At 60.1% G+C, this 22,575-nt stretch carries 19 protein-coding genes; 12 read left to right on the top strand and 7 right to left on the bottom strand.

Annotated elements, in window-relative coordinates:
• Positions 1 to 2 precede the first annotated feature (2 nt).
• From LMG28727_RS04335 to coxB, 4 genes are read right to left on the bottom strand one after another with little or no spacing between them, the layout of a single operon-like run.
• Positions 3 to 428 (bottom strand): hypothetical protein, encoded by a 426-nt coding sequence (locus LMG28727_RS04335; RefSeq protein ID WP_236591599.1) that lies wholly within the window; start codon positions 426 to 428, stop codon positions 3 to 5.
• On the bottom strand, positions 425 to 1,066 hold the full coding sequence (locus LMG28727_RS04330; protein WP_201641071.1) for a cytochrome c oxidase subunit 3: 642 nt from the start codon (positions 1,064 to 1,066) through the stop codon (positions 425 to 427). Before LMG28727_RS04330 ends, LMG28727_RS04335 begins: the two co-directional genes overlap by 4 nt.
• A gap of 1 nt (position 1,067) precedes the next feature.
• Positions 1,068 to 3,092 (bottom strand): cytochrome c oxidase subunit I, encoded by a 2,025-nt coding sequence (ctaD, locus tag LMG28727_RS04325; protein ID WP_201641070.1) that lies wholly within the window; start codon positions 3,090 to 3,092, stop codon positions 1,068 to 1,070.
• A 30-nt stretch (positions 3,093 to 3,122) separates the two neighbouring features.
• Complete coding sequence (gene coxB / locus LMG28727_RS04320; protein WP_201641069.1) at positions 3,123 to 4,208, bottom strand: cytochrome c oxidase subunit II; 1,086 nt, start codon at positions 4,206 to 4,208, stop codon at positions 3,123 to 3,125.
• Between the two features lie 148 nt (positions 4,209 to 4,356).
• Between coxB and LMG28727_RS04315 the strand changes: the two genes are divergently transcribed.
• The gene (locus LMG28727_RS04315) at positions 4,357 to 5,679 is read left to right on the top strand and encodes a Gfo/Idh/MocA family protein (protein WP_201641068.1); all 1,323 of its coding nucleotides are present in this window, start codon (positions 4,357 to 4,359) and stop codon (positions 5,677 to 5,679) included.
• A gap of 28 nt (positions 5,680 to 5,707) precedes the next feature.
• Here LMG28727_RS04315 and LMG28727_RS04310 read toward each other — a convergent pair whose 3' ends face one another.
• Positions 5,708 to 6,415: a UdgX family uracil-DNA binding protein gene (locus LMG28727_RS04310; protein WP_407945823.1), complete on the bottom strand. Its 708-nt coding sequence runs from the start codon at positions 6,413 to 6,415 to the stop codon at positions 5,708 to 5,710.
• A gap of 201 nt (positions 6,416 to 6,616) precedes the next feature.
• On the opposite strand from LMG28727_RS04310, the gene LMG28727_RS04305 reads away from it, so the two are divergent.
• Both LMG28727_RS04305 and LMG28727_RS04300 read left to right on the top strand, forming a co-directional pair.
• The gene (locus LMG28727_RS04305; RefSeq protein ID WP_201641066.1) at positions 6,617 to 7,519 is read left to right on the top strand and encodes an SDR family oxidoreductase; all 903 of its coding nucleotides are present in this window, start codon (positions 6,617 to 6,619) and stop codon (positions 7,517 to 7,519) included.
• 128 nt (positions 7,520 to 7,647) lie between these two features.
• The gene (locus tag LMG28727_RS04300) at positions 7,648 to 8,958 is read left to right on the top strand and encodes an NRAMP family divalent metal transporter (RefSeq protein WP_201641065.1); all 1,311 of its coding nucleotides are present in this window, start codon (positions 7,648 to 7,650) and stop codon (positions 8,956 to 8,958) included.
• A gap of 92 nt (positions 8,959 to 9,050) precedes the next feature.
• On the opposite strand, the gene LMG28727_RS04295 is transcribed toward LMG28727_RS04300, so the two are convergent.
• Positions 9,051 to 9,995: an NADP-dependent oxidoreductase gene (locus LMG28727_RS04295; protein WP_201641064.1), complete on the bottom strand. Its 945-nt coding sequence runs from the start codon at positions 9,993 to 9,995 to the stop codon at positions 9,051 to 9,053.
• 203 nt (positions 9,996 to 10,198) lie between these two features.
• On the opposite strand from LMG28727_RS04295, the gene LMG28727_RS04290 reads away from it, so the two are divergent.
• Entirely contained in the window at positions 10,199 to 11,335 is a 1,137-nt protein-coding gene (locus LMG28727_RS04290; RefSeq protein WP_201641063.1) for a glutathione-independent formaldehyde dehydrogenase, read from the top strand.
• A 73-nt stretch (positions 11,336 to 11,408) separates the two neighbouring features.
• On the opposite strand, the gene LMG28727_RS04285 is transcribed toward LMG28727_RS04290, so the two are convergent.
• On the bottom strand, positions 11,409 to 12,662 hold the full coding sequence (locus tag LMG28727_RS04285; protein WP_201641062.1) for a phosphatidylserine decarboxylase family protein: 1,254 nt from the start codon (positions 12,660 to 12,662) through the stop codon (positions 11,409 to 11,411).
• Positions 12,663 to 12,835: 173 nt separating this feature from the next.
• On the opposite strand from LMG28727_RS04285, the gene LMG28727_RS04280 reads away from it, so the two are divergent.
• From LMG28727_RS04280 to LMG28727_RS04245, 8 genes are all read left to right on the top strand, one after another.
• Entirely contained in the window at positions 12,836 to 13,354 is a 519-nt protein-coding gene (locus LMG28727_RS04280) for a phasin family protein (protein WP_201641061.1), read from the top strand.
• A 260-nt stretch (positions 13,355 to 13,614) separates the two neighbouring features.
• Positions 13,615 to 15,909, top strand: a complete 2,295-nt coding sequence (locus tag LMG28727_RS04275) for an FdhF/YdeP family oxidoreductase (RefSeq protein WP_201641060.1) — start codon at positions 13,615 to 13,617, stop codon at positions 15,907 to 15,909.
• A gap of 1,213 nt (positions 15,910 to 17,122) precedes the next feature.
• The gene (locus LMG28727_RS04270) at positions 17,123 to 17,347 is read left to right on the top strand and encodes a hypothetical protein (RefSeq protein ID WP_201641059.1); all 225 of its coding nucleotides are present in this window, start codon (positions 17,123 to 17,125) and stop codon (positions 17,345 to 17,347) included.
• 207 nt (positions 17,348 to 17,554) lie between these two features.
• Positions 17,555 to 17,833 carry a MipA/OmpV family protein gene (locus LMG28727_RS04265; RefSeq protein WP_328810215.1) on the top strand — a complete coding sequence of 93 codons (279 nt, stop codon included), beginning with the start codon at positions 17,555 to 17,557 and terminating at the stop codon, positions 17,831 to 17,833.
• Positions 17,834 to 18,643: 810 nt separating this feature from the next.
• The gene (locus tag LMG28727_RS04260) at positions 18,644 to 19,543 is read left to right on the top strand and encodes a sensor histidine kinase (RefSeq protein ID WP_201641058.1); all 900 of its coding nucleotides are present in this window, start codon (positions 18,644 to 18,646) and stop codon (positions 19,541 to 19,543) included.
• Positions 19,540 to 20,160, top strand: coding sequence for a response regulator transcription factor (locus LMG28727_RS04255; protein WP_201641057.1), 621 nt, complete (start codon positions 19,540 to 19,542; stop codon positions 20,158 to 20,160). Before LMG28727_RS04260 ends, LMG28727_RS04255 begins: the two co-directional genes overlap by 4 nt.
• 97 nt (positions 20,161 to 20,257) lie before the next feature.
• Positions 20,258 to 20,620, top strand: a complete 363-nt coding sequence (locus LMG28727_RS04250) for a response regulator transcription factor (protein WP_201641056.1) — start codon at positions 20,258 to 20,260, stop codon at positions 20,618 to 20,620.
• A 108-nt stretch (positions 20,621 to 20,728) separates the two neighbouring features.
• Positions 20,729 to 22,141, top strand: coding sequence for a DUF2252 domain-containing protein (locus LMG28727_RS04245; RefSeq protein ID WP_201641055.1), 1,413 nt, complete (start codon positions 20,729 to 20,731; stop codon positions 22,139 to 22,141).
• Positions 22,142 to 22,575 lie beyond the last annotated feature (434 nt).

Genomic DNA, 22,575 nt, shown 5'->3' with positions numbered 1-22,575 from the left:
CATCACCACCACCTGCAAGGCGACACGACCGCCAACGCGACGTCGGTCGCAACCAGCGCGAACAGGAACAACGTGCTGCACATCATCGCCACACGGCTCAGAAACCACTCCAGTTCGGCGCGCGAACGCCGTGCACCGCTTAACGCGCCCCACTGCTTCGGGCCGATCTTCCGAAGATTGCGCCACGCGATCAGGCTGCCAAACGCCCCCGCGACCAGGCACACCACACTCATCGTGATCAGCGCGGGCCGCATCCACGGCACGATCGGTGCGGACAAGGGCTGGTTGAACGGATAACAGGCCTGCGCCGCCAGCGTCTCCGCGATTAGCGTTTGCAGCAGCCACGCGAACGGCGCGACGAGCAGGCCGATCAGCAGGTATCGCATGGTCGGAGGCGACGTATCGAGCGCTTTCATGTCATCGGTCATGACCCGCTCCGAAACAGGTAAGGCGTCAGATACAGCGTGCTGAAAATAAACAGCCAGACGACATCGACGAAATGCCAGTAGAGGCCGCCGATCGTCAACGCGGCGCAGCGCTTTTCGTCGAAGTAGCCGAGCGCGGTCCATAGCAGCAGCAACAGCAGCACGACGATCCCCACCGACACATGCGCCATATGGAACCCGGTGATGGTGAAATACAGCGAACCGTACAGATGCGTGGTCAGTCCGTACGGGTGATCGTGCCATTCGATCATCTGGATGCCGACGAACACGCAGCCGAGCACGACGCCCACCGCCATCGACACCACCGCCCAGCGCAAGCGCCTGCGCCGCACCAGGCGCTCGCATAGCCAGACGAACCCGCTGCTCGACAGCAGGATGACGGTGTTCGCGATACCAAGGCCGAGCTTCGGCAAACCCTCAGGCGGCCAATGCTGCGGACTTTGCGAGGCCAGATACAGATACGAAAAGATCAGATAGCCGAACAGTGCGCCTTCGGTGGCGATCAGCGTGAGGCAGCCCCACCACCCGCTCGAGCGCTCTCCCGCGCTCCCAATGGGCAACAGGCGCGCGGGCTCGTCAGGTTGCGCTGCAGGCTGATTCAGATCGAAGGCGTCGCTCATGTCAGCCTCGCACGTCGTGAACCACGGCCGGTTCGCGCTGGATCAACGCACGTTCAGGCCACAACCACGCAATGATCGACACCGCGCAGCCAGCGACCATTGCGCCCGCGAAAATCCATGCGCCCAGCGCGAGCCCGCTGAACACCAGCGTTGCGAAAACCGCGAGCCAGAATGGCGCGTACGAATCGCCGGGCATCTTCAGGATCACATCGGGAATCCCTTCGAGCGCGGTCGTGCCGAGCGCTTCGCGGCCCTGTGCGAGCAGATAGCCTTCGTCCAGTTGCGAGCGCATATGAACGGTGACGCCAGGCTCGTCGATACGCCCTTCCCACAACGGATGACGGCTCGCGACCGTCGGCACGACCGCGAAGTTATACGGCGGCGGCGGAGAGCTGACCGACCATTCGAGGGTGGGCGCATCCCATGGATTGTCGCCGGCGACCTTCCCGCTTTTCAGGCTCACCAGCAGATCGATCAGAAAGATCAATACGCCTGCCGCAAACAGAAACGAGCCGATCGACGTGACGAGATTCACCGTGTTCCATCCCATGTCGGCGGGATAGGTGTAAATGCGCCGCGGCATGCCGAGCAGTCCGGCAATATGCATCGGAAAGAAAGCGACGTTAAAGCCGGTGAACAACACCCAGAAGGCAATCCTGCCCAGCCGCTCGCTCATCATCCTGCCGGTGAATTTCGGAAACCAGAAGTAGATGCCGCCAATCACCGGAAACACGTTGATTCCCAGCAGCACGTAATGCAGATGCGCGACCACGAAATAGGTGTCGGTGAGTTGCCAGTCAAACGGGACCGCTGCCGTCATCACGCCGGACACCCCGCCCACCACGAACAGCAGCACGAAGCCCGCGAAGAACAGGAACGGTACGCGGAACACCGGCCGCCCCGTCCAGATCGTCGCGATCCACGCGAAGGTGGCGACCGCGCTCGGAATCGCGATCACCATGCTGGCAGCGCCAAAAAACGACAGCGCGAGCGCCGGAATCCCGGTCGCGAACATATGGTGAATCCATACGACGAAGCCGATCACCATCGTCGCGACCGTCGACAGCGCAACCGGCCCGTAGCCCACCAGCGGACGTCGGCAGAACACCGGCAATGCGTCTGAAACGATGCCCATCGCGGGCAGAACGACCGCATAGACCCACGGATGCGCAAAGATCCAGAACAGGTGCTGCCAGAGCAGCGGGCGGCCGCCGTTGAGCACGTCGAAGAAGTGCGTGCCAATACGACGGTCCATCCATAGCAGAAAAAACGCGAGGCTCACCGAGGGCACCGCCAGCAGATTGCCGCCCGACGCGGTGAGCGTGCCCCACACCAGCACCGGCATCCGGTCGAGCGACATGCCTGGCGCGCGCATCCGCAGCAAGGTCACCACGAAATTCATCGAGCCGACCGTGGTTGAAATGCCGAGCAGCACCATGCCGAGCGCGTAGATATCGATGTTCGGCCCGGTGCTGTATTCGAGGCCCGACAGCGGCGCATAGTTGAACCAGCCCGCATCCGGTGCTTGCCCCGCCGGAAAACTCGCATACAGGAAGATGCCCGCGAATAGAAAGATCCAGTATGAGAGCGCGTTCAGCCGCGGAAACGCCATGTCGCGCGAACCAAGCACGAGTGGCCATAAATAATTCGAGAAGCCAGATAGCACCGGCAGCGCGTACAGGAAAATCATCGTCACGCCGTGCATCGTGAACAACTGGTTGTATTGCTCGGGCGTGAGGACCGTCGCGTTGGGCCGGGCGAGCTGGATACGCATCAGCAACGCTTCTACACCGCCCATCAGCAGAAAGACGAACGCGGTGACCAGATAGCGCAGACCGATGGTTTTATGATCCACCGTCGAAAGCCACCCGCGCCAACCGGGCGGCGCCTCCCATATTTCTCGCAGGCGCTTTTCGTCGACGCTGCCGGGCGCTACCCGGCCGCGCTGCGGAACGCGCGTGAGCGGCAATGACTGCGACTCGGCCGACGTGCCTGGCGGCAAGGAAGGCTCTGAGTAATCGGACATGCATTCGCTCCTTCGTGGGCCGGCAGATTCTCAATGCAGCGTGGCCAGATATGCGGACAACGCGGCGGCGTCCGCCGCGCTCAGCGCAATGTCGGGCATCAGGGCTTCGGGCTTGATCTGCTGCGCGTGCTGAATCCAGTCGAGCAGATGCTCCGGCGTATTGCTGAGTGCCCCCGCGGCAATCGTGCGGCGGGAGTCGAGATGCGTGAGATCGGGTGCCTGCAGGCCTTGCGCATCAGTGCCGCGAATCGTATGGCAACCCGCGCAGCGATCGGCGAACAGGCGCTTGCCATTGGCGACACTTGCTGCGCCCCCCGTACTCACGTTGTCCGCATTGGCAGGCGACATTGCAGGCTGTCCCTGACTGTCGCGCCATTCGTTGAAATCGGCGGGGCTTTGCGCGACCACCTCGAACGCCATATGCGCGTGCTGTGCGCCGCAAAACTGCGAACACTGCCCGCGATAAACGCCCGCATGGTCCGCCTGAATCCACTGTTGGTTGGTTTGCCCTGGAATGGTTTGGGTTTTGCCCGCCAGTTGCGGCACCCAGAATGCGTGGACCACGTCGGCACTTTTCAGCTCGATCCTGACTGGTTCACCGACCGGAATGTGAATCTCGTTCGCTGCGCTGAAGTTACGCTTCGGGTTGGAGTCGTCGGTGTAATCCACTTTCCACCACCAGTCGTACGCGGTAACGATGATGGTCAGTTGCGGATGGGTCACTGGCGACGCAACCCGCTCCAGCGTAATGAGGATATAGACCAATATCGCCAGCAACGCGACTGACGACACGCCTGTGCCGATATAAATCCAACGCATGCCGCCGGCGTCGGCGTGCAGCGAATCTTCAGCGTTCAGAGGCCGTTTGCGGACTATCGCAGCAACCAGCAACACCCCGACGATGAGCGTGACCAGCACTGCAATAGCGGCGAGCGCCCAGCCCAGATGCATCGTCGGCCGCGCGGCCGGGCCGCCGGCATGAAGGAAGTAATCGAGCGGCGCAGTGGACTCAGCGTCGACGGATCGGGAAATTGTCGCAAGCGCGAACGCGACATAGGCGCCCAAAAGCCGAACCTTGAAGCGTGCCGGTTTATGCGATGCCCTCGCCGTCCGCATCTTTTCTCCTGTCGATCAGAGAAACAATCAGCATGCTTAAGCAAAAACCGAACCGCGAAATTACAGCTGGCTTACCCAGCGCAACGCGCTGCAAGGAACGCGCCTTGCGCGACTCAGCCACACGCCAGACTATGCAAGGAGCCAGCGCATGAACTCCGACGATTCCCCCGATCACATTAACGATTCGCGGCCGCCCGAACACGCCAGCGGCGCCCAAAGCCGACGCGGCTTTCTCCAACGCTCGGGCACCGGCATGGCCGCGCTGTTGATGGCAGGGGCGAGCGGCCCGGCGTTGGCGGCCGCGGCGACACCAGGTGCGCCGAATAGCGTCAAGCTGCCGCTAATCCAGGACCCGAACACCGAGCCGGCCGAGAACACGCCCGATCCAAACGCCGAACCGGATCGCCGTGTGGGCTACGCCATCGTCGGGCTGGGGCGCCTCTCGTTGAATCAGATTCTGCCCGCGCTGTCGGCATCGAAATACTCGCGGGTAGTCGCGCTCGTCAGCGGCGACGCGGAGAAGGCGAAGAAAATTGGCCGCCAGTACGGCGTGCGCGAATCGGCGATCTACACCTACCAAACCTACGAAAAGCTCGCCGACAATCCCGAGGTGCAAGTCGTCTACATCGTGCTGCCCAATGGGATGCATGCCGAATACACGATCCGCGCTGCCGCGATCGGCAAGCATGTGCTCTGCGAAAAGCCCATGGCCGTGAGCAGCGCCGAATGCCAGCGGATGATCGAGGCTTGTAAAAAGGCCAATCGGTTGTTGATGATTGCGTACCGCAGTCAGTACGAACCGATGGACCGAATGATCGCGAAGTGGGTCAAGGAAAAACAGCTTGGGCCGCTGCACGAATTCATCGCGGGTAATTCGCAGAATGTGGGCGACCCTACTCAATGGCGCCTGAAGCTTGCGTTGGCAGGCGGCGGTCCACTACCGGACGTCGGCATCTATTGCCTGAATGCCGCGCGCTTTCTGAGCGGCGAAGAACCCTTCGAAGTCTTCGCCACGACGTATAAGCCGGACGACGATCCGCGTTTCAAAGAAGTCGAGCAGTCCGTGCAATTTTTGCTGCGCTTCCCGAGCGGGCTCACGGCGACCTGTATGGCGAGCTACGCCAGCCACGAGTCGCGCTTTTTCCGCTTGCAAGGCGCGCAGGGATGGGCCGAAATGAATCCGGCGTTTGGTTATAACGGCTTGCAGTTGCGCAAAGGTCAACTGGTCGAGGGCAAAAACGCGCAGATACAGATTGGCATCGATCCCGTCGATCAGTTCGCCCGCGAAATCGATCATATGTCGCTGTGCGTAGTGCGGGGACAGACGCCGCATACGCCCGGCGAAGAAGGTTTGCAGGACCAGCGGATCGTCGAGGCAATTTACGAGTCCGCGCGGACCCGGCGTGCGGTAAAGATCGCTGTGCCCGCCGGCCCCACTCGGGGACCAGACCCGGATGAAGAGAACTTTTGAGCGCGGCGTTTCAGATTCTTGAATCCAATCAATCCGCTTTTTTGCGAGCTGAACGCAGCAGCTTTTCCGCTGCATTTAGCGCTGCGACGATTGCGTCGTAGACTTCACGCCGAGTCTCCGGATCCGGCGCGCGCAGCGCATAGGACGGATGATAGGTCGCCACGATCCGCTGCCCGCCATGCTCGATTGCCTTGCCCAGAACGTCCTGTAAGCGGGCATGCGAATCGTGAAGCATCGCTTTCAGCGCCGTCGCGCCCAACGTCACGATCACTTGCGGTTTGACACTGGAAAGCTCCCGCTCGAGCCAGTATTCGCAAGCGTCGATCTCACGCTGCGCTGGCGTCTTGTGCATGCGGCGCTTGCCACGTGGCGTCCATTTGAAATGCTTGACCGCGTTGGTGACGTACACCTCGTTGCGCGCCACGCCCGCGTCCTGCAACGCTTTATCGAGCAATGCGCCCGCTGGGCCGACGAACGGTTTGCCCTGAACGTCCTCTGCATCGCCAGGTTGCTCACCTATCAGCATGATCTGCGCGCGTCGCGGTCCTTCGCCTGGCACCGCTTGCGTCGCGTCACGCCATAACGGGCAACGGCGGCAAGCGTCGAGTGTTGCTGGTTGCTGATCGCGTTCGACGTCGGAGTCGGAGTCGGCCAGCGTGGCGCTGCGGGCTTTCCTCGCGGGCTTGTCGTCGGGCATGTTTGGCTCCTGCGCGATCAGTGCATCGTGGTTTATCACGCGAGCAAACTGCGTTCCGGCTGAGCGGGCTAGTGCCGTTTCCCTTGCGGATTTCCGAACGTGGCTCTTTGGCGTCGCACGGTCTAACGGCGTACGGGTGCCTCCCCCCTTCTACCAGGAATACCCGTTGCTTCTCAATTGAGTTCATGCGGGCCGCGCAAGACGACGCCCCGCACCCGCTACCGACGCAAGGAGCCCCACATGTCCGACACCAAAGATCAATTTACGATGCAAGACCCCACCAAACAGTACCCACAGCCGCCGTTCGAACGCCAGCCTCAATCGGCGCCGGGGCTCGCGAAACAGATGAATCCGCAACCCGACCACGGGGAAACCAGCTACAAGGGCTTCGGCAGACTGGCCGGCCGCCGTGCACTGATTACCGGCGCGGACAGCGGGATTGGCCGCGCGGTTGCGATTGCCTTTGCGCGCGAAGGCGCCGACGTGGCGCTTAATTACCTGCCAAGCGAAGAAGCGGACGCACGCGAGGTCGTCAGGCTGGTTGAGGCTGCCGGCCGCAAGGCCATCGCGCTGCCTGGCGATATCGGCGACGAAGCCTTTTGCACGGAGCTTGTCGATCAATCGATCGAACGGCTCGGCGGCCTCGACATTCTGGTGAATGTCGCGGGCAAGCAGACCTACGTCGATAACATCGCGGAGCTTCCGAGCAGCCAGTTCGAAGCCACTTTCCGCACCAACGTGTTCGCCATGTTCTGGCTATGCAAAGCTGCGCTGCCGCATCTGCCGCCGGGCGCGACCATCATCAATACGACCTCGATCCAGAGCTATCAGCCAAGTCCCGGACTCCTCGATTACGCGTCGACCAAAGCTGCGATCACGGCCTTTACCCATGCACTGGCGAAACAGGTGGTTGGCAGAGGGGTTCGCGTGAACGCCGTCGCGCCGGGCCCGGTGTGGACGCCGCTACAACCGAGCGGGGGTCAACCGCAGGAAAAGGTCGAAAAATTCGGTTCGGAGGTTCCGATGAAGCGGCCGGGACAACCGGCGGAACTCGCGCCGGTGTATGTGCTGCTGGCGTCGCAGGAATCCAGCTTCGTGACCGGCGAGGTGTACGGTGTCACGGGCGGCAATCACCTGACGTGATAAGCAGGCGGATGGCGGCATTGGATCGGGCCGGCATCCGCTGCAACAACCGGGACACGCGGCAACGACCAGAAAGTCGAGCTTATAACGCACCGGTTTCTCGCCAGCACAACAACAATAGGACAAGCATGTCTCTCGCCGACGGCCAGCAAGGAGGTACGGAGACGCGCGACGAGTTGCCGGCGCATTCGTGGGCCGCCCATGTCGGACCCGGGCTGGTATCGACCGCGACGGACAACGACCCGAGCGGCGTGGTGACGTATTCATTGGCTGGCGCGCAATTCGGCTATGACATGCTCTGGACCTGCGCGCTGTCGTATCCGTCGATGGTAGCGTTCCAGTTCGTCGCCGCGCGAATCGCCGCGCAGACGGGCAAAGGGCTGACGGTGAATATGCGCGCGCATTATTCCAGGCCCCTGTTCTATCTCGCGGTCATGCGTTTTCTCATCGCCAATATTTTCAATATCGCAGCCGATGTCGTCGCGATGGGTGCGGGTGCGCAGCTCGTCTGGGGTGGCTCAGTTCCGCTATTCGCTGCCGCATTCGGCGTGCTGTCGATGGCGCTTCAATGGTTCGTGCCGTACGCACGTTACGCAAGGATTCTGAAATGGCTCGCGCTATGTCTGTTTGCGTACGTCGGCGTGGTCGTAGTAAGCCATGCATCCTGGCAGACGCTCGCTCTGCGCGCTGTCGTGCCGCGAATTACGTGGAGCGTGGACTATTTCACGATGTTGCTCGCGGTGCTCGGTACGACGATCAGTCCGTACCTGCTTTTTTCTCAAGCCGAACAGCAGATCGAAGAACAGCAACCCCAGTCGCAACCTCACTCAGACGGAGCCGAGGCCACCTGCCAGACGCGCGGGCCCCATTTGAAAAAAATGCGCCACGACACGCTGATCCGAACGGTCCTCTCGAATGGCGTGGGCCTGTTCATCATGGCGGCCGCTGCAGCGACCTTGCATGCGACCGGACACGGCCTCGACAATTCCCACGACGCCGCGAGCGTACTTGCCCCGATTGCCGGCGAATACGCATCACATGTGCTGGGGATTGCGTTCATCGGCACCGCACTGCTCGCGCTGCCGCCGCTCGCCGGGTCGGCGGCCAATGCAGCGGTAAGCGCGCGGGACCAGCGCGTCGGCAAACAACGCAACCGGCCGGTTGCGCACGCGCTGCTCGTCGTGATGGCGCTGGGTGTGTCGATTGGGGTGGCGCTGACGCTCGTGCACGTCGAGCCAATTCGCGCGCTTTATTGGAGCGCAGTGCTCAACGGCTCGACAGCAACGCCCGTCATGGTGATGCTTGTGCTGCTCAGCACGAGGCACTCGGCGGTGGGCGATCTCAGCGCGCATTGGACCTTGCGTGCGCTATGCTGGCTCGCGACGATTTTCGCCAGCGCGGCGCTGGCCGCCCGATTTGCGTGCGAGTGGCTTGCATAGCGGCTAAGGCCGGTTTGCTCTTCCTTTTCGCCGGACCCAAGACGCCCTTTGCCTGCACGCTGTCGATGGCGGTCGTCGCTTCTACCAAAACTTTAAGTTGTCCCCGAAACCTCGACGACGATCTTGCCGCGTACGTGGCCTTTCTCCAGTCTTGCGAGTGCGTCCGCTGCCGCGTTGAACGGGAAAGTTTCCGCAATCACAACGCGCACGCTGCCCGCGTCGATCAGAGAAGCAATCGTGGTTAGCTGCGTACCGTCATGCCGCGCGGTGTATCGCGCGGCATGGGCACCGTGGCTGGACGCCTCGGTTTGCGATGGCTCCGTGAGTGTCGAGATCAAAGCGCCGCCGCGCGCGACCACCGCCCACGAACGGCTTTGCGTCTCACCGCCGACCAGGTCAAAAACCAGGTCCATGTCAGGCGCGAGATCTTCAAAACGCTGCGCACGGTAATCGATCACGTGATCAGCGCCCAGTGAACGGACAAAGTCGATTCCGTCGCCGGATGCGGTGACGAACACTTCCGCGCCTTTCTGTTTCGCGAACTGCACGGCAAAATGTCCTACACCACCCGCGCCCGCGTGAATCAGCACCCGCTGTCCGGCTTCCAGTCCGCCGTGATCGAATAGTCCCTGCCACGCAGTCAACGCGGCGAGCGGCACCGCGCCCGCCGTGACCCTGTCAGCCGTTGACGGAGGGCGCGCGAGTGCGTCCTCATCGACAGCGACAAACTCCGCATACGCGCCCTGCCCCTGACCGACGAAACCGTACACTTCATCGCCCGGCTTCCAGTTTGTGACGTCCGCTCCGACACGCTCGACCACGCCGGCAAAATCCCGGCCTAGCGTATACGGCAGTTTGTCTTCGCGGATCAGCGGGTATTTTCCCGCTCGCGTCTTGTTATCGACCGGATTGGCGCTCGCCGTGCGCACGCGCACGAGTACTTCGCCAGCGCGCGGTTCTGGCACGTCGATCCTCTCCGATCTGAATACTTCGGGACCGCCGAAGCTGTGGATGCGATAAGCGAGCATGGTGCTCATATTTGCCTCCGTAAAAATTTCGTGCAAAAAAACGCGCGCACCATCGTAGGAAGGCAGCGCATCACCAATTCCCGGTTTCGAACTGCACGCGCAAGCAACGTTCCCTCTCTCGTTACGTCTCGCGCAGCCAGTCAGGCATGCGTGCTGCTGTCTCTTTCACACGGTGGCCACCTCGACTGTCCGTTGTTTATCAGGAGATCAACATGAAAGCATTGGTTTACGAAGGTCCGCGCAAAGTTGTCGTCAAGGAAATGCCGGACGCGAGGATCGAACGTCCGACCGACGTTCTGGTCAAGATCACCACCACCAACATCTGCGGCTCCGACCTTCATATGTACGAAGGCCGCACCAATATGGAAACAGGTCGCATCCTGGGCCATGAAAATCTTGGCGTCGTGACGGAAGTCGGCAACGGCGTCGAGCGGATCAAGGTGGGCGATCGCGTGTGTCTGCCATTCAATATCGGTTGCGGCTTTTGCAAGAATTGCGAGCGCGGGCTAACCGGCTTCTGCCTGACCGCGAATCCGGGCATGGCGGGTGCCGCGTATGGTTTTGCAGGAATGGGGCCGTATAGCGGCGGTCAGGCGGAATATCTGCGCGTGCCGTTCGCCGATTTCAATTGCCTCGTCCTGCCGCCAGATGCCGAAGAGAAGGAGAACGACTACGTGATGCTATCGGATATTTTCCCGACCGGTTATCACGCGACGGTACTTGCCGGCGTCGAGCCGGGCGACAGCGTCGTGATCTACGGTGCCGGGCCAGTGGGCCTGATGGCGGCACTGTCCGCATCGATCAAAGGCGCGAGCAAGGTCATGGTGGTGGATAGCCACCCCGACCGTCTCAAACTCGCCGAAAAAATGGGCGCGATTCCCGTGGACGACAGCGATGGTTCATCGGCCGATCAGATCCTCGAGATGACCGGTGGCGAAGGCGCCGACCGCGGCTGCGAATGCGTCGGCTATCAGTGCAGCTGCAAAGGCCACGAAGTGCCGAACCTGACGATGAACAATCTCATCAAGGCAGTGCGTCCGACGGGCGGCATTGGCGTGGTCGGCGTATTCGTTGCCGAAGATCCCAAAGCCGAAGACAAGCTGGCAAAGAAAGGCCAGCTCGCACTGGACTTCGGGCAGCTATGGATGAAGGGTCAGCATATCGCCACGGGCCAGGCCAACGTCAAGGCGTATAACCGCAAACTGCGGGACCTGATCGCCGCGGGCAAGGCCAGTCCGTCGCAAATCATCTCGCATGAACTGCCGCTCGACAAGGCGCCGGAGGGCTACCAGCATTTCGACGAGCGTGACGAGGGTTGGACCAAGGTCGTACTCAAGCCAGCCGCGTGAAGCGTATCGGAATCCGGCCACAGGTCGCACCTATGGCCGGGTTCCCTCTCTCGCTAACCGGTTACACGAAACATCAACTGGCCGTTGCAATCTGCGCGTTGACCTTTACCGGAGTTTGATCGTCGAAGCGAGGTTCAGGTAAACAGCGTTGAATGACGCGTGGCTCGAATACCAGACAGCATGTCGAGCCACCATACTGAAAGAAGCCGAGTTCATCACCCTTATTGACATGTTGCCCGGGCAGCGCATCGATCACGCACGACGACACGTCCGCCATACCGACAAACACGCATCCGACCTGCCCCAACGCAGCGTCGTCGCACGCGATCACGATAACGGCGCGCGCCGCTACCGCGCTGATATAGCCCTGCGAGTCGTTGAGCCCGCCCGGGTCTTCGCCTTCAGAATCCGCGTTGGAGTAATAGCTGCCCTCAACCAGATACGCGCGGGAAATCATGCCACTGACGGGAGCATGCCAACGGTGGTAATTAAACGCGCTGAGAAACGCCTGATAAACCGAGCCTCCAACGAACCGTTCCGCCACATCGCGGTGACGCGCGGTAAACATTTCCTGGAGGGAATAAGGTTGTGACTTTATCCAGAACCTGTCGTGCAGTTTTACATCGTGCTGGAGGTTATATGGCGCCGCCTCGCAGGCACTGACAATGACCTTGCTGTCGTGAGGGCCCGCTACGGGCCGCACGCCGTCGCGGAATTGCCGGGTAAAGAAATGGTTCCAGGAAGCGAATCCCCAGTACGGCTTGTCCGGGTCGCAGATAAATTGCGACATGCCAATATGTTGGTCCGCTTCGCGACTGAACCAGCCATTCGGCGCGTCGGTCGTCAGATGCTCGCGCGAATGCGGGCCAGTCAGAAAGCCGCACCAGCAGTTGAGCACCCGTTTCAGTTGCGCATTGAGCGCAGGATCGCGGAACAGCGCGTATCCCGAAGGCATGCACATCGGCCAGTCGAGCACCGCGTTGAGTGGGCAGTGAATCAGGCTGGTTTCGCTAAATGGCGGTGCATAGGTCATCAGATAATCGACGATGACCATGAGTTCTTCGATGGATTCATAGCCGAGCACATAGCCGCTGTCGCGCGCCTCGCCGATGGCCCGCGTCAGATCCATCCGCAGCACCGGGTCGCCGCTAATCAGTTTAGACAACTCGTCGACGACCACGTTTCTCGACGCCTTCGCGCCGCGCTCGCGCGCTTTTTCGGCAAGATCCAGCCGGTATTTCGCGAGATGGCGCTCACTGCGAGGCAGCCAGTCGCCGAGTCGTCGCCGTTCAGTTTGTGTTTGGGCCTGTGCGCGGTCGTGCGCCATGTTGGGTCCTTGGGCAGGAGGATGATCGTACGGCTTTTGCAGCAAGGTTCCTGCCTGTAAGGTGCAGCGAACTATCCATCAATGGCCGCAATGCCGGGAATACCCGTTGCTCGCAAACGCAGAGTGCCCTCCCCGCAGCTATCCCCATCCATGCAGTCCCTTAGGAGCTTTTCGTGCCCACTACGACCCTTAATCAAACCGCTGTGTTCGTCGAATCCACCGCTATCCCCCGCGCGTATGACTGGACGTTCGACCTCGTCGGACCGTGGGAAAAACTCATTGAGCTGAATACGCAGACGGTCAAGACGACTCTCGCCGAACAGCAGGCGCTCACGAATGCTGCACTTTCGTCCCGTTCGTTTGAAGAATTGATCGAGCTTCAGACACAACGAGTGCCCGCTAGCGCGAAAAAGTCATTTGCTTACTGGCAACACGTCGAGGAAATCGCAAAGGAAACGCACGAAGAAATCATCACCATCATGCAGACAGTCTGGAGCAAGTATCTGTCGACGTTCAGCGCTCTGTCTGACGTCGCGCCGTCGGCCCGCGACTCAGGCGTGACGCTGCTCGACGAAGCGGGCGAGATTTTGACCGGGCAGTCCTCGCCAGCCACGCGCAACGAGGCCGCTGCAATCGTGGACAGCTCGGGCCAGGTTGTCTCATCCGGCACCACGCACGGTGGTTTGCACTGATAGCCTGGTGGGTCCTGGAATGAATCGGGAGACGGCGGATGCGGTAAAGACGCAGCCGCCTCCAACCTCCACACGCGTTTTTCGGCCTTGCTGCAAAACGGATTCCTGCCTGCATCAGTCGAACGAATTTCCAGGAAAAGCGACTCATGGACGAAAGAACACGCGACCCATTCAAATAGCCGCGTCATAGCCGTTATCGTCAGTGAGTTGCAAGGAACGGCGGTTGCTCATCGGTAATGAACTGTCCCGGGGAATCAGCCATGAGCACCGCACACAAAAAATCAGACGCCTACCAGCACGCCAGCGGCGGATGGGGTTCGGTAAAAGCAGTCGCCGGCGCATTGATTCAGGAACAGGCGCCGGTCGAAACGAGCCGCGTGCTCATGCATCAAAATAAGCCCGACGGCTTCATGTGCGTGAGCTGTTCATGGGCGAAGCCGGCCCACCCCCATCGGTTCGAATTCTGCGAAAGTGGCGCCAAGGCGACCGCGTGGGACACGACCTCTCGTCGCGTCGATCCCAAATTCTTCCGGCAGCACACGCTGGCCGAACTGGAGCAGTGGCACGATCAGGCGCTCGAAAACGCGGGGCGTCTGTGCGCGCCTATGCGTTGGGACGCAGAACTAGATCAGTACGTCGAAGTCAGCTGGGAACACGCATTCGGAGAAATAGGCCGCGAGTTGCAAGCGATGAAACCGGACGAAGCCGTTTTTTATACCTCCGGTCGCGCCTCGCTCGAAACCGCGTACATGTATCAGCTTTTCGCGCGAATGTACGGCACAAACAATCTGCCCGACAGCTCGAATATGTGTCATGAAAGCACTAGCGTTGGCCTTACCGAGGCCATCGGCGTGGGGGTCGGCACAATCACGCTGGATGATTTCAAGCATACCGACCTGATGTTCTTCTTTGGTCAGAACGTGGGCACGAATAGCCCTCGCATGTTGCACGACTTGCAGGAAGCAAGGGAACGCGGCGTACCCATTATCACGTTCAATCCGATTCGCGAACCCGGGCTGGTGAGCTTTGTGAATCCGCAGTCCCCTAGACAAATGCTCACGCCGGGCGCGACGCAAATCAGTACGCAATATCATCAACTGAAAGCGGGCGGTGACTCGGCGGCAATCGTGGGCATCTGCAAAGCGGTGATCGAAGCGGACGATCACGCGCAAGCGACAGGAGCAGCACGTATTCTCGACGTCGACTTCATCGCGCAGCACACGCAGGGTTTCGACGATTTCGCAAACTACGTCAGAAACACCGGCTGGGACGAAATCGAGTCCAGATGCGCTTTGCCTCGCGTAGCGCTCACTGCGGCCGCCGACGAATACATGCGAGCCAAAGCAGTCATCATTCATTACGGCATGGGCTTGACCCAGCATCGGATGGGCGTGCAAAACGTGCGGATGATCGTCAATCTTCTGCTCCTGCGCGGCAATATCGGCAAACCCGGGTCGGGACCTTCACCCATTCGCGGACATTCAAATGTGCAGGGCCAACGCACCGTCGGCGTCACGGAAAAGCCTGAACTCGCACCGCTCGACAAGCTGGCCGACCAATATCATTTCATGCCGCCTCGCACTCAGGGCATGGCAACGGTCGACGCCTGCCAGGGTGTGATCGACGGCAAGGTTCGCGCTGTGTTTCAGCTAGGCGGGAATCTTGTGCGCTCCGTGCCCGATCGCTATGTGATCGAACCTTCGTGGCGCAAGCTTCGCCTGACCGTCAACATCGCGACCAAACTCAATCGCAGCCACCTCGTTCATGGCGAAGTGTCCTATCTGCTGCCGTGCCTGAGCCGTATCGAGATCGACGAACGATTGGGGAAGCCGCAAGCTGTTTCGATGGAAGACAGCACCGGTTGCATGCATGGCTCGCACGGCGTCACGCAGCCGGCCAGCGACCGCCTGCTGTCCGAACAGGCGATTGTGGCGGGCATCGCCAAGGCGACGCTTGAATCATCGTCAGTGGACTGGGACGCGTGGAGCAACGATTACGCCCTTGTGCGCGATGCGATTGCCGAAACCTATCCGGATATTTTCCACGACTTCAACGCGCGGATATGGGAGCCGGGAGGCTTTCATCGGCCGCTACCCGCGCGCGAGCGCAAGTGGAAGACGAAGAGCGGCAAGGCTGAATTCCTCGTGCCGCAAACACTCGACGAAGATCCCGACATGCCAGAACGTCGGCCAGGCGACTTGCGTCTATTCACGCTACGCAGCGACAGCCAGTTCAACACGACGATTTACACGCACGATGACCGGTTTCGCGGTGTGTACGGCTCGCGAATGGTACTTCTGATGAATCAGCAGGATATCGAGCGACATGGCCTCGCCGCTGATTCGGAGGTGTCATTGGAGGCGGTGTCGCCCGATAGCGTGAAGCGCCAGGTGGACGGCTTCCGCATCATCCCGTTCGACCTGCCTGTCGGGTGCGTAGCGGGCTACTACCCGGAATGCAATCCGCTGATCCCGCTGTCCCATCATGCCAAAGAGAGCAAGGTGCCGGCTGCGAAAGCGGTTCCGGTGCGGATCGTCGCGGCGCAGGCCGCGTGAAACAGGGTGTTCGCCCTTGCTGGGGGCGTTCATTGGTGGATTGCCGCTCACGCACTCTCGTTCGTTCTCACAGGTGCTACCGTCCCCCTCGCATTGCGGATGAAGTCAGCACGCGGGCCGAAGCCGTGTGGAGGTTTCCCAATCATGTCGGGCTCTGCTTGAGCTTGATTGGCTAGTCCAGGCGACACGTACTCCGTGACGTCGTTGGAGAGTCACCTGGGTGCCCGAGAATGCGACTGGTTCCAAACGCGTTCAGTACGGGTAGTCGTCCCAAGCTAGCCGCACGTGACGACATACCAGGCACAGCCGTTGCGCACTGCAAGCATCCGTTAAGATTCACCGCGTGTGGAGGACCCTCCTGTCAACGATGAGAGGGACCGACTGGCGCAAGCCTGCCAACGGGGTCGCGCAGTTCTGACTGCGCACCGCTTTGTTGGGCGATGTCAACCAGGGAGACAATGATGAAAGCAATCGAAAAAGCGGCAATGGCCGCCGCACTGTTACTCACAATGGCCGCGAGTGCATTTGCACAAGGAACTGGCGGCGCAGGTAACGCTGCGGTGGGCGGGGGCAGTGGAGGAACCACGCAGGGCGCTACCAAAGAGCGCCCCAATATGGGAGGGGCGACGAGTAACACCGATTTGAAGAGCACGAATTCACACAATGCGCCAACCCATATGCCACAGAGTGCGTCGCACGGAAAAGGCGCGTCCGACACGGCCGCTTCTGGCGCGCAATGACGTTCAAGCGAGAGGTCCAAGCGGATGGCGAGATGTTTCCCATGAACGCTCCTGGCCGGCGCTCCACTTCAAGGAGATCGTACACGGCCAAAGATTCGCATAAGCCTGACGAAATTGGGTAGACCTTTGGCAACTACTCGTTTATTCACCGCGATGACAGAAACGGGCTTGCGGTGTGCATCGAAATCACACAACGTGCTTTGTACAGGACGTCGAGAAACTTCGATTCAAGCTCAGCCTCCCAAACCCATTCATTCGCTCTCATCCCGCAATCTGCCCAGGACGACGCAAGCGGGATATATAGCGGATCAACGTGACATCACGATCGCCCTCCAGCATCAACGTGACCGCTACAATGTGCACACGTGCGACCGATGACCCAAGGCACCCATGCTCACGTCTCGGCGCGAGTTGTTCCACTCGCACGAAACGGCGCATCTGATCTAGCGGATAGTTATCTCACGGAGGTTCTAATGACCGAGGCCAGCGCTGGAGAGTCTGCTGAACACCGCCATCTGGCGGCAGCGGTAGTCGAGAATGCTTGCATACGGGCGATCGGTGCCTGCATCGATATGGTCCAGGCCGCTCAAACGATAAGTGCAGATCAACAGCTGGCCGACGTGCGGGAAGCGCTGGTGCGACTTCAGGCAGCGGCCAAAACAGCGCGAGTCGAAGCCAAGCGAATGCTTGATGGGTGACGACTGCGCTGTATCTCGAATGCGTCATTCTTGATCACGGGCGCCGGCCTGCATCGCTTTGATTGTTCGCAGGCGGGCATCCCGCCGCCCACCCGGCTCGAGTGATGACGAGTACAGACTACCCCTCACTTCGAAATAAACACTCCCGAACGCACCGCGACCAGTCTCAAAGAACCGCTCGCCAAATTGCATGTTTAAGCTTTGCCTGTGGTTCTCTGCGCGCGGCGGTTTCAACACGACTTACTTTGGCGTAACTGGGAGGATTCCGTGCGAAGCGGTTTGCCCTCGTATAGTCCGTCTTCCGGCGTCGAGCAGATTACGAGTTGGCTCGCCTGCGTCGATCAAGTCAACACGCACTGGTACGCGGGTGCGCTCATCTTCTGCCAGCGCTTGACCGGCCCGGCAGCAGATAGTCCTATCGTTACTCAACGCGGAACGCGAAATCAGCTCACTTTCGGCGCTGGCGTTGGCTATGCGTTTCGATAACGTGCTCTGATTAACGGGCATGGTCGCCCGAAGGTATTCGAACCCCGTCGGCAGCACTATTCACTTTGCCTTATGCAACGATTTCCTGGCCAACCAGCTGATCTGATTGCAGTTTGTTTTGCGTCGTAACTCATATTCCGTTGAGTGGGTTTTTTGCAGTGCGCGGAATTGTATGGCCTATGCTTTTGCCAACCTGCGTTCCCCTGAAGCACGGTATGTGATGCCCCCGGTTTTTCGCCCAGTGGCGCATCGACTTGACAGGCAATTCAGCCGTCATTTTTTGCCGAAATGTTTATTAACGTTTCTGGTAAATCGATGTTTAATTCGGGTTTTTTTCAGACATTTTTTATAAAATACTTTTCGATTAAAGGCATTCCTGACATAGTTATTACGAGCGTCAACCTTCGTGGATACCATGGACGAGGAACGCATTTCGAGGATTACTGACAAGACTCGTGCGCGTGCAATTCGCAAGCGTACGCGCTCGTTCTTCCCACCTGAATACTTATTTGGTCCGTGCTCTGTACGCGCATGCCTATACCCAGCATGCGAGTCCGACGCGGGTATCTCACGACGCGAACCTCGCACGGCAATCGATTTCCGCATTGCCCGACTTCGTTCACTGGTCATTTCGTGGGTTTATCTCGCCTATTACCAATATGATTTAGCGTTTCATCCAGCCTTATCCCGGTACAGTAAAACAGTCGGCGGAAGCTTTATCGCGTTGCATTCCGTGCAGCGCGCGAGGCCAATGGCCGCGGCCTCAATCGGCTCGACTGATGTTGCCTGCGTCGACAGGAGCGGCAGACGATGATATTGATCGCAATCATAGTGGTGCTCCTGCAGGTGCTGACGGTCACCGCCTTCCTTTGGCAGAGGCGATGCCGGCGGTTGGCCGAAGAAGAGGCTGCGCGGCGACTGGCCGATCTGGCTCGTGCTGGGCGCTTTGCACTCGCCGGTGAACTGAGTGCCTCGATCGCTCACGAAGTGGGACAGCCATTGGGCGCCATTCTCAGCAATGCGGCCGCGGCAGGCATGATGTTTGACAACTGCCCTGAGACCGGTGAGCTTCACTTGATTCTTGCCGACATCCGCCGCGACGCCCTGCGTGCAAATCAGGTCGTACAAGGATTGCGGACGCTGTTGCAGAAGCACCTGCCCACCCTCGCTATGCTTGACCTGAATGCGACCTTCCATGAGTCACTGAACCTGATCAGCCTTGAAGCAAGGCGCCGCCGCGTCATCATCGAGCCGCATCTGACCGCGGCCAACGCGCGCGTGCTGGGCGACCGCGTGCAGTTGCAGCAGGTATTGCTCAATCTGGCAATCAATGCAATGGATGCGATGGACGATACACCCGCCCCAGACCGGGTTATATCCGTCTCGACGAGAGTCGTGAGACACGGCTATGAACTTGTCGTGAGCGATCGCGGCCACGGTATTCCAGCCGACGCAGGAGAGCGTCTGTTCGATTCGCTCTACACGACCAAACCTTACGGCATGGGACTCGGGCTCTCCATCGTGCGCACCATCGTCGAGGTTCACGGCGGACGGGTCAGCGCAGCGTCCCGCGAAGGCGGTGGCAGCGTATTCACAGTGCTGCTTCCCAGCGTCGAGCAGCAAGCCCGGGCTCGACCTGATTCCGAATACCGCCCCTCTGCCATCGCCAGCATGAGTCATCAGGTTGCCACGCAAGGAGGAATACCATGAACGATCGGGCCGAAGTGGTTATCCATGTCGTTGACGATGACGCAGCCCTGCGTACCGCATTGATGCGGGTCCTGACTTATGCCGGATACCGAACCCGAGGATACCCGAGCGCCGGGGAGTTTCTCGTCGAGCAGCCTGCATCGCGCGGTTGCCTGCTGGTAGACCTGGAACTGCCCGGCCCGAGCGGCCTGGACCTGCAACAGGCGTTGCAACGAATGGGCAATCCAATGCCCGTCGTATTCATCAGCGCGCATCACGACATTCCTAGAACGGTGATGGCAATCAAGGCCGGCGCGAGCGATTTTCTCCTCAAGCCGGTCGATACACAGAGGCTCCTCGCGACCATCGAGAACGCGCTATCCACCACCACGGTCGACCCGGTTACGGGCCCACTCCGTGCACTCACCGATGCCGCCAATCTGAACTCGCGTGAACAGGTCGTGCTACGCAGTCTGGTGGCAGGCAGGCTCAACAAGCAGATTGCCGCGGAACTGGAACTGAGCGAGCGAACCATCAAATCGTGCCGCGCCGAGATCATGCGCAAGCTGGATGCGCACTCGTTTGCCGACCTCGTCCGACGCGCGGACCCGTTTGTGCGAAATCACGCGGTTACCTGACTCGCCCTTGCCCCCGAGGGCAATCGTGTTGCCCCAAACCCGGATAGCGTCGAAGGTCGGCTCGCACGACACTTGATGAAAGAGATTCCGGTGGGCTATGGCAGATATCCGACCGCTAATCGTGATTGTGGATGACGACGCCGGTATGCGTCGCGCTTTGCAACGTCTGTTGCAAGTCTCCGGTTTCGACACTTTGCTATTCGAGAGTGCCGAGGCTTACGCGCAGGCGAACCAGCCTCGCGTGCCGCACTGCCTGATACTGGACGTTCAATTGCCCGGTCTGTCCGGACCTGGATTTTACGCGCAGCTTGGTGATCCCCGTCCTCCGGCTGTCTTCATTACTTCGCACGACAATCCGGCGACCCGCAGCGCGGTCGCGAGCGCCGGCTCCCAGGAACTGCTGATCAAGCCGTTCGTCGCCCAGGCATTTCTGGACGCTATTTCAAGAGCCGCGCCATGAGATTCGCTGCGTCGATCAATGGCTGCGCCGGCAACACGATGTTTTCTCACCCGCTCGCATTACTCGCAAATCGATGCTTGAACCAGACAAAGGATAAAGGAGACCAACATGGCTAATGTCCAGACGGTGGCTGAGCGGCAGCAAGCGGGCAAGCTGGCCCGGGAGCGTTCGCCACGCTCGAACAACGCGATGATCGGCAATGTGGATCGGGACCCTGTCGAGTTGCTGCAGCAGAACAGCGAGGGGCGAGTCGCCGCCCTGGTTCCATTGCGCTATGGCCGCATGTCCGTCTCGCCCTTCACGTTTTATCGCGGGAGTGCCGTTCTCCAGGCTCACGATCTCTCCGGCACGACCTACTCGGGCATCACGATTCCCGTTTGCGGCGATGCGCACCTGATGAACTTCGGCGGCTTCGCGACACCCGAGCGGCAACTGGTTTTCGATCTCAACGATTTCGACGAAGTTGCACCCGGCCCGTGGGAATGGGACGTCAAACGGCTCGCGGCCAGTTTCGCGATTGCCGGCGAGCAGATGGGCATCAATCGCGGATCGGTGAAGGACATTATCGCCACGGCTATTCACGAGTATCGGGACCGCATGCACTCGTACGCCGAATGCAGCGCGCTCGAGCTATGGCACGAGATCGTCACGTTCGAGCGGATGCTCGAGACAGCCACCACCAGCGAAGGGCGGCAGTTGATCAACCGCGCGATGGAAAAGGCGGCTGGCCGCACGCATGAGAGCATGCTGGGCAAAATGGCCACCCAGCGCGATGGCCGCTGGACGATTCAGGACGCCCCGCCCGCGCTGTTTCATCCCGGCGGCCCGAATTCTCTGCTCGGCAAGGATCAGAAGTGGGCGGACAGCGACGAATGGAAAGGCGCACTTGCCAGCGCATTCGAACGCTATCTGCAAACCATTTCGCCGGAGCGCAGGCAACTGATCGCGCAGTTCGAACTTCAGGACACCGCGTTCAAGGTTGTCGGCGTGGGCAGTGTCGGCACTTTCTGTCTCGTCATGCTGTTCATCGACGGCCACGGCAAGCCGCTCTTCCTGCAGGTCAAGGAGGCTCGACAGTCGGTGGTAGCGCGCTTTTTCGAAACGGACATTCCGGCGCATGAAGGCGAGCGCGTGGTGACCGGTCAGCGCCTGCTGCAGGCCGCGAGCGATTCGTTTCTTGGCTGGACCACGGGGCCTGCCGGCCGCTATTTCTATTTCCGGCAGTTGCGCGACATGAAGATATCGGCGGAAGTGGAGCGGATGAGCAGCACGATTCTGCAGGGTTACGCCCGCCTGTGCGGCTGGGCGCTGGCTCGCGCACACGCCAAGGGCGGTGGCAGGGCCGTGGAAATCGCCGCGTATCTGGGCAGCGGTGGACGCTTCGCCGAAGCACTGACGGATTACGCGCTGGCCTACTCCGGCCAGAACCAGAAAGACTATGACACGTTCATCCGGGCCTGCCGAACCGGCAAACTCGAATCGCGCAGCGACGAAGACATGGCGGCGGATTTTCGCGTTTGACGAACCCGGACGCATTCGACTGACAATCGTGGAGCCGCGCCGCAATCGGATCACAAAGTTCGGGAGAGACGCGACGATCAGTTTTGGCCTCGCGGATCATCGCGCTGGGCAGACGCGGCAACGGTGTGCTGGCCGTCGTGGGGCCGATATTCAGGCCCGAAAAATACGGTATTGCGGTGCCTGATGGCAGTCTGTTGCGAAAATCCATCAGCGAAACTCTGCTTGCCACGTACGAGGACGGAACCTACGAACAGATATATGGAAAGTGGTTCTCTTCAAGCAGATAACCGTGCGATGGTGAAAATAATTCAGATATCCAAGGATATTTTTCTTGACCAGGAATTAAATACCGAAGAATAAATTGAGTTGCGCCGGCGTTCTCGATACACGGTGACTCATGTGCGTTGACCGAACCGCTTTTGCCGCTATGCCCG

The sequence above is a fragment of the Paraburkholderia metrosideri genome, from assembly GCF_904848625.1.
Taxonomy (GTDB): domain Bacteria; phylum Pseudomonadota; class Gammaproteobacteria; order Burkholderiales; family Burkholderiaceae; genus Paraburkholderia; species Paraburkholderia metrosideri.
The sequence above is the reverse complement of the archived record's forward strand: the minus strand, read 5'-3'. Positions and strand labels throughout refer to the sequence as shown.

What these genes read in the sequence shown, in the direction of transcription:
- ctaD (WP_201641070.1), bottom strand. Translation starts at nt 3,092, where the DNA reads ATGTCCGATTACTCAGAGCCTTCCTTGCCGCCAGGCACGTCGGCCGAG.
- LMG28727_RS04290 (WP_201641063.1), top strand. Translation starts at nt 10,199, where the DNA reads ATGAAAGCATTGGTTTACGAAGGTCCGCGCAAAGTTGTCGTCAAGGAA.
- LMG28727_RS04330 (WP_201641071.1), bottom strand. Translation starts at nt 1,066, where the DNA reads ATGAGCGACGCCTTCGATCTGAATCAGCCTGCAGCGCAACCTGACGAG.
- LMG28727_RS04275 (WP_201641060.1), top strand. Translation starts at nt 13,615, where the DNA reads ATGAGCACCGCACACAAAAAATCAGACGCCTACCAGCACGCCAGCGGC.
- LMG28727_RS04260 (WP_201641058.1), top strand. Translation starts at nt 18,644, where the DNA reads ATGATATTGATCGCAATCATAGTGGTGCTCCTGCAGGTGCTGACGGTC.
- LMG28727_RS04295 (WP_201641064.1), bottom strand. Translation starts at nt 9,995, where the DNA reads ATGAGCACCATGCTCGCTTATCGCATCCACAGCTTCGGCGGTCCCGAA.
- coxB (WP_201641069.1), bottom strand. Translation starts at nt 4,208, where the DNA reads ATGCGGACGGCGAGGGCATCGCATAAACCGGCACGCTTCAAGGTTCGG.
- LMG28727_RS04300 (WP_201641065.1), top strand. Translation starts at nt 7,648, where the DNA reads ATGTCTCTCGCCGACGGCCAGCAAGGAGGTACGGAGACGCGCGACGAG.
- LMG28727_RS04315 (WP_201641068.1), top strand. Translation starts at nt 4,357, where the DNA reads ATGAACTCCGACGATTCCCCCGATCACATTAACGATTCGCGGCCGCCC.
- LMG28727_RS04270 (WP_201641059.1), top strand. Translation starts at nt 17,123, where the DNA reads ATGACCGAGGCCAGCGCTGGAGAGTCTGCTGAACACCGCCATCTGGCG.
- LMG28727_RS04305 (WP_201641066.1), top strand. Translation starts at nt 6,617, where the DNA reads ATGTCCGACACCAAAGATCAATTTACGATGCAAGACCCCACCAAACAG.
- LMG28727_RS04335 (WP_236591599.1), bottom strand. Translation starts at nt 428, where the DNA reads ATGACCGATGACATGAAAGCGCTCGATACGTCGCCTCCGACCATGCGA.
- LMG28727_RS04285 (WP_201641062.1), bottom strand. Translation starts at nt 12,662, where the DNA reads ATGGCGCACGACCGCGCACAGGCCCAAACACAAACTGAACGGCGACGA.
- LMG28727_RS04245 (WP_201641055.1), top strand. Translation starts at nt 20,729, where the DNA reads ATGGCTAATGTCCAGACGGTGGCTGAGCGGCAGCAAGCGGGCAAGCTG.
- LMG28727_RS04255 (WP_201641057.1), top strand. Translation starts at nt 19,540, where the DNA reads ATGAACGATCGGGCCGAAGTGGTTATCCATGTCGTTGACGATGACGCA.
- LMG28727_RS04250 (WP_201641056.1), top strand. Translation starts at nt 20,258, where the DNA reads ATGGCAGATATCCGACCGCTAATCGTGATTGTGGATGACGACGCCGGT.